Below are 8,647 nucleotides of genomic sequence, written 5' to 3' on the forward strand. Positions count from 1 at the left end.
AAGCCCGGTACGGGAACGCGAACTGGACTACATGGTCGCGAGTGACCCGACGGGCATAGCCCAGGAGTACACCGGCTTCGTCCAGGGATACTTCAACGACACCCAGTCCGACCACCTGCCCGTCGGGTTCCGGCTGGAACCGAATCCCCAGGACCGTCAGAACGGGCGGGACCACTGTCCGCAGGGCCTTCCGCCGCTCCCCCGCGTCGCGGCCGTACCGGCCGCCGCCACCACCGCGGCCGACACCACCACCGCGCAGACACCCGCGAGCGCCGACCCGTCGGCACCACAGCACGGCAGGACCTCGCTCCTCACCTCGGCCTCCGGCAACCTGGTCGCCGACGTGACGGGCGGTTCACCGGCCGCCGGCACGGGGGTGCGCGCGGCCGCACCCGCCTGTGCCCCGCAGCAGAACTGGGCGACCTGGCAGAAGTCCGACGACACCTGGGTGATCGAGACCGGACTGACCAACGGCACCACCGCCGCAGGGCAGGGCAGCGTGCTCGGCCTCCCCACGTACGGCGACCAGGTGGCGATCCGCCCGATCGAGAACGACGCCACCGGAAAGCCCGACGGCAGTCCGGGCCAGCGCTGGCGGTTCGCCCCGGCCGACGTGGACGGCTGGTACCAGATCACCGCCGCGTCCACCGGGGCCTGCCTCACCGCCTCGACGGACGGGGCCGGCCTGGCCACGAAGGACTGCGACGGGTCCGACCGGCAGCGGTGGCGGCTGTCCATGCCCTGCTACGGGCCCGGTCACGCCGTTCCGGGATTCCCGGACACTCCGTGGCCGACCGTGGCGGACCACCCCGAGCTGACCTGGCCGTCCCTGCCCGCGCATCCGGCCATCGCCTGGCCGTCCGTCCCCGGCTACCCGAACATCCCCATGCCCGGCCACCCCGATCTGCCGGAGATCCGCTGGCCCGGGTTCCCGACCGTGCCGAGCCTGCCGTGGCCGACGATCGGCGGCCACCCCGAGGCCACCTGGCCTTCCGTGCCGGGTTTCCCGACCGTCCCCTGGCCCACGATGCCCGGACACGCCGACGTCCCGTGGCCGGTGCTGCCACTGCCCGGCAACGGGAACGACGACGGCACCGCCCTGGTCCCCGGCCTCCCGGCGGTCACCGACCCGGCGATCCCGGACCACCCGGGCCTCGCCTGGCCGACCGTCCCCGGGTTCCCGCAGGTCAAGTGGCCCTCCGTCCCCGGCAATCCGACCGTTCCGTTCCCCGGCCACCCCGCCATGCCCACCGTCACGTGGCCGGGCGCGCCGTCGTTCCCGTCCGTCCCGTGGCCCCAGCTGCCGGACCAGCCCTCCTGGAGCTGGCCGTCGATCCCGGGCTTCCCGACGATCCCGTGGCCGTCGCTGCCCGGTCTGCCGAACGTGCCGTGGCCGACCACCTCGGGCTTCCCGAACGACCCCGCCGCGTCCGCCAATCCGCCCAAGGCCCCGGAACAGCCGAACAAGTGCGAGCCGGCGGACACCAACCAACCGGCCGCCGACGACGACGCCCCGCCCGGCCCCGGCGATCCCAACCCCGGTGGCGGTGGCACACCCGGCGGCGGCCCGTCCGTGCCCGCCCTCCCCGCCATCGGCCTGCCCGGCTTCCCGCCGCTGCCCAGCCTGCCCTCCTGGGGAGGCACCCCCGGCGGGCCGAGCTGGCCCAGCGGACCCGGCGGCGGTACGCGGCCGGAGCCGACCCAGGGGATCAGCATCGTCTCCGCCGCCGACGCCCAACTGGTGCCGGACGTACGCGGCGGCGTGCCCGCCGTGGGCACGCCCGTCCAGGCGTGGCAACCCAACTCGACCGACTCCCAGCGCTGGGCGTTCTGGGACCGGGGCAACGGCAACTGGCTGATCGAGTCCCGGCTCACCTACGGCGGCAACCGCCCGGAGGAGCGGCTGGTCCTCGGGCAGGACACCGCCTCCCACCGCACCGAGCTCCAGGCGGTGGCGGCGGACCGGACGAACCAGCTCTGGAAGTTCGCCGACGCCGGGAACGGCTGGTCGACGATCACCAACGGTGACGGCGGCGGCTGCCTGACCCTGTCCGCGTCCGGCCAGCCGCTGACGGTCGGCACCTGCGACGGCTCCGACCGCCAGAAGTTCCGCCTGACCGGCCCCACCGGCAGTGACGGCGGCGGTGACGCCGGCTCGGTGCCCGTCTACTCGGCGTTCCCGGGCAAGTGCCTGGACGTCACCGGAGGCAACACGGCCGACAAGACCCCGATCGACCTGTACGACTGCAACAACACCCGCTCCCAGCGCTGGACGCCGTCCGCGAGCAGCGGCGTCTTCACCCTGAAGGCGTTCGACAAGTGCCTGGACGTGGCCGGGGGCCTCACCAACCGCGGCACCCGGGTCGGCCTGTACACCTGCAACGGCACCCCTGCCCAGAACTGGCAGCAGGGCGACAACAGTTCACTCGTCAACCCCGCCTCGGGCAGGTGCCTGGACGTCACCGACGGCAACTCCGCGAACGGCACCGCCCTGCAGATCTGGGACTGCAACGCGACCGACTCGCAGCGCTGGGGCCTGGGCAGCGTACCGCCCCGCGCGCCCCAGCAGCCGGCGCCGAAGCCGGGCACCGGCCCGGTGGTCAACCCCGGCGTCGGAGCCGGGCAGGTCTCCACCCTCGTCTCCGGGAACAACGGGATGGTGGCGGACCTGGACGGCGGCACCACCAACTCCGGTACGTCGATCAAGGCGCTCGGCGCGAACGGCAACGACGCGCAACGCTGGGTGTTCTGGGCCACCGCGAACGGGCGGTGGATCATCGAGACCCTGCTCACCGACGGGAAGACGGCGGCGGGCCAGGGCATGGTCATGGACCACGACCCGGGCAACCACCGCACTCACCTGATCCGGACCATGGACGGCAACGCCAACCAGCACTGGGCGTTCCGGGACGCGAGCAACGGCTGGTTCTGGATCACCAGCGACACCGACAACAACTGCCTCACCGCCAACAACCCCGGCGAAGCCCTCGCCATCAGCCCCTGCGACGGCAGCGACCGCCAGAAGTGGCGCCTGGACAACGTGGCCCAGGGGCCGTTCGCTCCCCAGCCGCAGCCGCAGCCGCAGCCGCAGCCGCAGCCGCAGCCGCAGCCGCAGCCGCAGCCCGGCGGCGGATCCTCCGGCGGGTCGCCCGGCGGTCCGGTGGTCGGTCCGAACATCGGCAGCAGCCAGGTCGCCACGCTCCGGTCGAACAACAACGGGCTGGTCGCCGACCTCGACGGCGCCAACACCGCCTCCGGCACCTCCATCAAGGCACTGGGCGGCAACGGCAACGCCGCCCAGCGGTGGGCGTTCTGGGACGCGGGCAACGGCCAGTGGATCGTCGAGACCCTCCTCACGGACGGCAAGGCCGCGCCGGGCCAGGGCATGGTGATGGACCACAACCCCGGCGTCCACCGCACCCACCTGACGCAGAACCAGCAGGGGAACGCCAACCAGCGCTGGTCCTTCCGCGACGCGGGCAACGGCTGGTACTGGATCGTCAGCGCCACCGACGGTGGCTGCCTCACCGCCAACAACGCCGGTGAGCAGCTCGGGGTGTGGCGGTGCGACGGCTCCGACAAGCAGCGCTGGCGCCTGGACAACGTCCAGAATGGCCCGACCCCCGGTGGTGGCGGCGGCTCCGGAGGCGGCAACACCGGAGGCGGTGGCGGAGGCGGCAACACCGGTGGTGGTGGCCAGCCGTCCTCCGACTGCGCCCTCCAGTCCCCCGGCGCGGAGCGCCAGGGCTCCTGGATGTGGAGGAACTTCACCATCTGCCGCGGCCAGACCTTCGAGGCCACCGGGAACCCGGACCAGTGGACCGTCCTGAAGATGGAGGACAACGGTGAACTGGCGCTCTGGTACACGGAGGTCAACGAACTCGGGCAGGAGCGCCGGGTGAAGGAGTGGAGCGCTCCGGGCAGCGCCGGCTGCGGCACCCGGGCGACCATGCAGACGGACGGCAACTTCGTCGTCTACGGCGTCGGCAACCAGGCCTGCTGGTCCTCCGGCACCGCCGGCTACACCAACGCCTGGCTGGAGATCAACCAGTCGGGAACGCTCTCGATCTGGTGGACCGACCAGAACCTGGCCCAGATCGGACTGGGCGGGCTGCTCACCTGGATCGGCTTGATCCCGCACCTGGAGTGGAGGGCCGGCACCCAGCACAAGATCTCCGTTCCCAACTGCGGCAGGATCAAGTGCTCCTGACGCCGGATCCTGACCGATCGCGCCGCTGACGGCGTCCGGCGAAATCGAAGGCCCGCCCCCATACCTGGCGGTTCCTAACGGTCGTTGCAACACGTGGTCGGTTGTCTAGGCCGCGATGAGTTTAGCCAGACGCTCGGCTGGGGTTTCCCAGCCGAGCGTTTTGCGTGGGCGCCGGTTGAGCTGGTCGGCGACGGCGGCCAGCCGTTCGGGGGTGTGGACCGACAGGTCGGTGCCCTTCGGGAAGTACTGCCGCAGCAGGCCGTTCCTGTGACGCGAGGTCCACCGCCAGCTCGCCCCGCACACCGAGCCCATGCCCGGCACCCGCGACGCGTTCGCCCCGGTCGCCCATCGACCCCGCCACGAGTCAGCTGATCGTCCCCGACATCCGGCGCGGCCGAAGCCACAACCCTGCGGCCGCCACCCAGACCGAGCGCCGCTTCGACCTCGTCGACCTCGATCCGTTCGCGTACACGACCCCCGCCAAGATCCGCGCGCTCGTCGACCACCTGGCCGGGATCGAGGATCAGCTGTGCCTCCTTCGCGCCCAGCCGGGGATGCTCACCTGCGGAGCCATGCCCGAGTACCTGTTCCGCCGCACCGGCGGCGTCATCGGCCTGCTACGGCGACTGATCGAGGACGGCTGCACCGAGGCGATGGCCCGCGGCCAGGAGCGGCTGACCACCGAGCTGCTGGACGGCGCCGTCATCCGACCCGAGCAACTCGGCGATCTCGACGCCCTGGCCGGTGAGGTCCCCGCCATCCCGACCGTCACTCGACCGCAGGTTCTGTCCGTACAGGATCGGTACCCACCCGCAGATGGGGCGCTTGGGCATGACATGGTGTGCGTGAAGTCAACAACCGCCACCATCCCTCAAGGAAGAGGTTCTACATGAGCAGCGACGTGAAGTCATCTGAGAACCCGGAGAACACCGAGAGCCCGGAGGCCACGGAGGCTGCCGAGGCCCCCGCGCCAGCCACCCAGGACGACGTCAAGGCCCGGTTCCTCGCCGCTCTGGAGCGCAAGCACGGCGCCAAGTCCGATAGCGCGGCCGGCGGCCCGAGTGGCGACTCGAAGATCCACGGCGCTCACGGCGCGGTGGGCGGCAAGCGCAACTTCCGCCGCAAGAGCGGTGGTTGATGAGTCCGGTTCACGCCGGTGGCCGCCAGGCCTGGTCCTGACCGGGCGGCCGTAGCTGTACGCGACAGGCAAGGTCTTCGTTCGAGTGCGCCGGGTGCGGGGCCTTGCCTGCCGGGGATCGGCAGGGCACGTGGAGAAGGCGGCGCCGGGTGCCGGCCCCGGAGGCCGTCCCGCCGAGCACCGCCGCCCTCCTCTACAGCGCCGCCATCCTGGTGACGGGCACGTCCCTGTGCCTCGCCGCCCTGGTCCCGGCCACCGCACCCGCCGCCCTCGCCCTGCTGCTCCGCGCCGCCCGACACCTGGGGCCCGGGCACGACGCACTCGAGCGTCTGGACAGCGTGACCGTGCTGTTCCTGCTCGGCGCTCGGCCAGTACGAGCGGTTCCTGCGCCAGCCCGGCCGCTGGCTCTACGTGCCGTTGGCGGATTGCCCGTGCCACGATGTGCTTGGGGGCCGGGACAATGTGCAAGCCATGCTCGATGCACTGCCGTCGGCTGCACGCCGTGAACTGAGCCAGATCGTGGCCAGGCTCGACGCAGAGTTCGAGCGTCGCACCTTGCCGGATCCGTATGCGTCCCGATGGTTGACCAGCCCTTGGTGGGACTCGCCGAGCTGCCCCTGGTGGCACCGGCGGTTGACCAAGCCGTAGGCGATTCCGCGAGGCATCGGCCGCTCCCCGCCGCGGGCGGAAGGCCTTCAGCGGCGGGGATGGACGCACGAGAGCAGACTCGCTTGGCGGGGTTCATGGAAGTGACTACTCCGGTGCCGATCACGGTCAACCGACCCAATACGGCTGGTCAACGCGACACTATGTGGTTGACCAGCCGTATTGCTGCTTGGGAACGCTTCCAGCCCTCCGAGCATGCGAGAGGCCGGAAGCGTCGTTGCTAGTCAGGCGGGGTTCGTGGGGCGGGCCAGAGGGAGGGGCGGGTGGCGCCGGCAGGTGTGGGTGTTCAGAGGTCGGCGCGCAGAGCGGGAAGATAGCCGTTTGCCTGGCCGGCGGCGTTGGGGTGGTACGAGCCGGAATTGAGAATGAGGCCGTTGAGGAACGGAGCCGCGTCGCAGAGCTCGTGGCCGGCGAACGGGGTGGCCACGTCCTGGTAGACGAATCCGGCGCACTTGGCGACCTCGCCCTCGATGACGCTGTTGAGCGTGTCGGCCCCTCGGTTGAGCGCGGCACGCTTGGTGGCGCCCATACCGGCGCAGAGGCTGGGGCTGGCCGGGTTGAAGAACCGCGGGTAGCCGGTGACCACGACACGGGCACCGGACGCACGCTCCCGTACCGCGCTGTACACGGCGTCGAGGCGGGCCGGCAGCTGAGTGCGGGCGGTCTGTTCGGCCGTGTCGACGGCGCCGACGCAGGTGTTGTCGCCGCCGAACTGGCAGCTCCGCATGACGTCCTTGAAGTCGACGTCGTTGCCGCCGACGGTCAAGCTGACCAGGGTGGTGGTCGGGCTGAGCGGGGCGAGCTGGGTGGCCGGGACGTCGGTGGTGACGGCTCCGCCGCACGCCTGGAAGCTGAATGAGGCCGGTGCCGTCTGCTGGGCGAACAGGGAGGGGTAGGCGGCCGCGCTGCGGTGGCAGGTGTCGTCGAGATAGCTGTCCACGACGAACCGGTGCCCGCGGCGTAGGAGTCGCCAGGATGGTGGAGGTGGAGCTGGGGCCGGTGGCGACGCGCAGTCCGTCTGCGGGGGCCTGCTTGAGCTGGGCGGGCGTCTCGGCTCAGATCAGGTCGGTGTCGCCGGAGCGCAGCGACTGGTAGCGGCTGTCGGCGTCGGGCAGCACCCGGTAGACGATCTTGTCGGCGTGGCCCTTGTCGCCCTAGTAGGAGGGGTTGCGGGTGACGGTCACCGAGACGCCCGGCTGGACGCTCTCCACGGTGTACGGGCCGGAGCCGACTGCGGGTGCGTCGCCGGCTGGGGCCTGGGAGACGTAGCCGAGGGAGCGGGTGAACAGGTTGGGGAAGGCCGCGTTCGGAGTCTTGAGGGCGAAGACGACACTGGTCGGGCTGTTCACCGTCATGCCGCCGATGGTGGCGGGGCGTCCAGCGGCTTGCCGTCGCTGAACTTCACGCCTTCGCGCAGCTCCAGGGTCCAGGCAGTGGCGTCCGCGTTGGAGGTGAAGGCCTTGGCCAGATACGGCTTGACGGCGCCGTTGTCGCCGTTGACCATCAGCGGGTCGTACAGCGCGTTGGCGAGGACCAGCACGGGGAGCGAGGTCAGCGTGCCGTCGGCCGGGTCGAGCTTGGCGAACGGGCGGTCGGGCTGGGCGCCGTTGAGGTGGACGGCGCCGTCGTGGCGGTAGTAGGCCGCGACGGGTGCGCCCCGGCGGGCCGCGGACTGGTCGAAGCCGTAGTAGTTCGGGATCGGCAGGGTGAGGCTGTGGCCGGTGGCCGCGAGGTGACCGATGGTCAGGCTGACGGCTTCGGTGCCGCCCTGGACGAAGGTGATGTCCTGGCGGGTCAGAGGAATTCCGAGCCGGGCCGAGGTGAGTTCGGCGAAGGCCGCCTTGGCTCCTCCGTTGAAGGGATCGGAGTAGCGGGACAGGCTGCTGCGGGCGGCGAGGTTGTGCAGCAGCACGCCGAGGTGGCGTCCGAGATCGGGCGAGGGCGGGTAGAAGTTGCAGCCTTCGCCGATCTCGAACGCGTCCTGGGGGGATCCGGCGCGCAGGCGGGCGAACGCGGTGAGGCACTCGGCCTGGGCCGGTGCGGGGTTGGTCTGGTGCATGCCCGGCTTTCGCGCGCCTGGTCCGGGGCGCTGGCCGGGCGTCTGCGTTGCAGACGGTGGGAGACCAGCCGATCGGGCGGGTGACGCGGGGACGTTCGGCTGGGGCGGGCGGGATTTCCCAGCGCAGTCCCCGGTCTTCGCCATGGTGTTCGAGGACGAGGCGAGCCGCGGCGGGCAGGTCCGGTATGGCGCGGGGGCTGGGGCGCTGGACCCAGATGGCGTTGATGCCGGCGGCTTGGGCTCCGGCGATGTCCGCGTGGGGGTTGTCGCCGACCATCCACAGCGGGCCGGGGCCGGCCGCCAGCCGGGCGAGGCGGAATGTCTCCGGGTGGGGCTTCTCGTGGCCGGTGGCGGCCGAGTTGATGGTGGCCGTCAGCCTTGGGGTGACGCCGAGGGCGTGGAGGATGGCGGGCAGCTCGGGGACGTGGTTCGACACGACGATGTGCTGCCACCCGGCGGACCGGAGCACCCCGGTCCGACGCTATGACAGAATTCCTGGCTGTGACCATTCGATTACTGCTCGCAGACGACCAGGAGATGGTCCGCCGCGGAATGCGGCGGATCCTTGAGAACC

General features: G+C 71.5%; 6 protein-coding genes and 2 pseudogenes. 3 read left to right on the plus strand and 5 right to left on the minus strand.

The genetic code is table 11. The features are described 5' to 3' along the window. Positions 1-31 precede the first annotated feature (31 nt). Positions 32-4,210, plus strand: a complete 4,179-nt coding sequence (locus AB0P03_RS37390; RefSeq protein ID WP_363633153.1) for an RICIN domain-containing protein — start codon at positions 32-34, stop codon at positions 4,208-4,210. A 105-nt stretch (positions 4,211-4,315) separates the two neighbouring features. Here the strand turns inward: AB0P03_RS37390 and AB0P03_RS37395 are convergent. Further along, positions 4,316-4,504: pseudogene (locus AB0P03_RS37395) on the minus strand (IS30 family transposase); the annotation flags it as partial. A 278-nt stretch (positions 4,505-4,782) separates the two neighbouring features. Between AB0P03_RS37395 and AB0P03_RS37400 the strand changes: the two are divergent. Both AB0P03_RS37400 and AB0P03_RS37405 read left to right on the plus strand, forming a co-directional pair. After that, positions 4,783-5,103: a hypothetical protein gene (locus AB0P03_RS37400; RefSeq protein ID WP_363633155.1), complete on the plus strand. Its 321-nt coding sequence runs from the start codon at positions 4,783-4,785 to the stop codon at positions 5,101-5,103. Continuing rightward, on the plus strand, positions 5,100-5,348 hold the full coding sequence (locus tag AB0P03_RS37405; RefSeq protein WP_363586091.1) for a DUF5302 domain-containing protein: 249 nt from the start codon (positions 5,100-5,102) through the stop codon (positions 5,346-5,348). The genes AB0P03_RS37400 and AB0P03_RS37405 overlap by 4 nt, the downstream gene beginning before the upstream one ends. 952 nt (positions 5,349-6,300) lie before the next feature. Here the strand turns inward: AB0P03_RS37405 and AB0P03_RS37410 are convergent. From AB0P03_RS37410 to AB0P03_RS37425, 4 genes and pseudogenes are all read right to left on the minus strand, one after another. Then, on the minus strand, positions 6,301-6,954 hold the full coding sequence (locus AB0P03_RS37410) for an SGNH/GDSL hydrolase family protein (RefSeq protein ID WP_363633156.1): 654 nt from the start codon (positions 6,952-6,954) through the stop codon (positions 6,301-6,303). Between the two features lie 214 nt (positions 6,955-7,168). Next, entirely contained in the window at positions 7,169-7,369 is a 201-nt protein-coding gene (locus AB0P03_RS37415; protein ID WP_363633159.1) for an ABC transporter substrate-binding protein, read from the minus strand. Beyond that, the gene (locus AB0P03_RS37420) at positions 7,366-8,073 is read right to left on the minus strand and encodes an ABC transporter substrate-binding protein (RefSeq protein ID WP_363633157.1); all 708 of its coding nucleotides are present in this window, start codon (positions 8,071-8,073) and stop codon (positions 7,366-7,368) included. The genes AB0P03_RS37415 and AB0P03_RS37420 overlap by 4 nt, the downstream gene beginning before the upstream one ends. A gap of 217 nt (positions 8,074-8,290) precedes the next feature. Then, positions 8,291-8,542, minus strand: a pseudogene (locus AB0P03_RS37425) (HAD-IA family hydrolase); the annotation flags it as partial. Between the last annotated feature and the right edge of the window lie 105 nt (positions 8,543-8,647).

Source organism: Kitasatospora sp. NPDC088779 (genome assembly GCF_040685395.1).
Taxonomy (GTDB): Bacteria; Actinomycetota; Actinomycetes; order Streptomycetales; family Streptomycetaceae; genus Kitasatospora.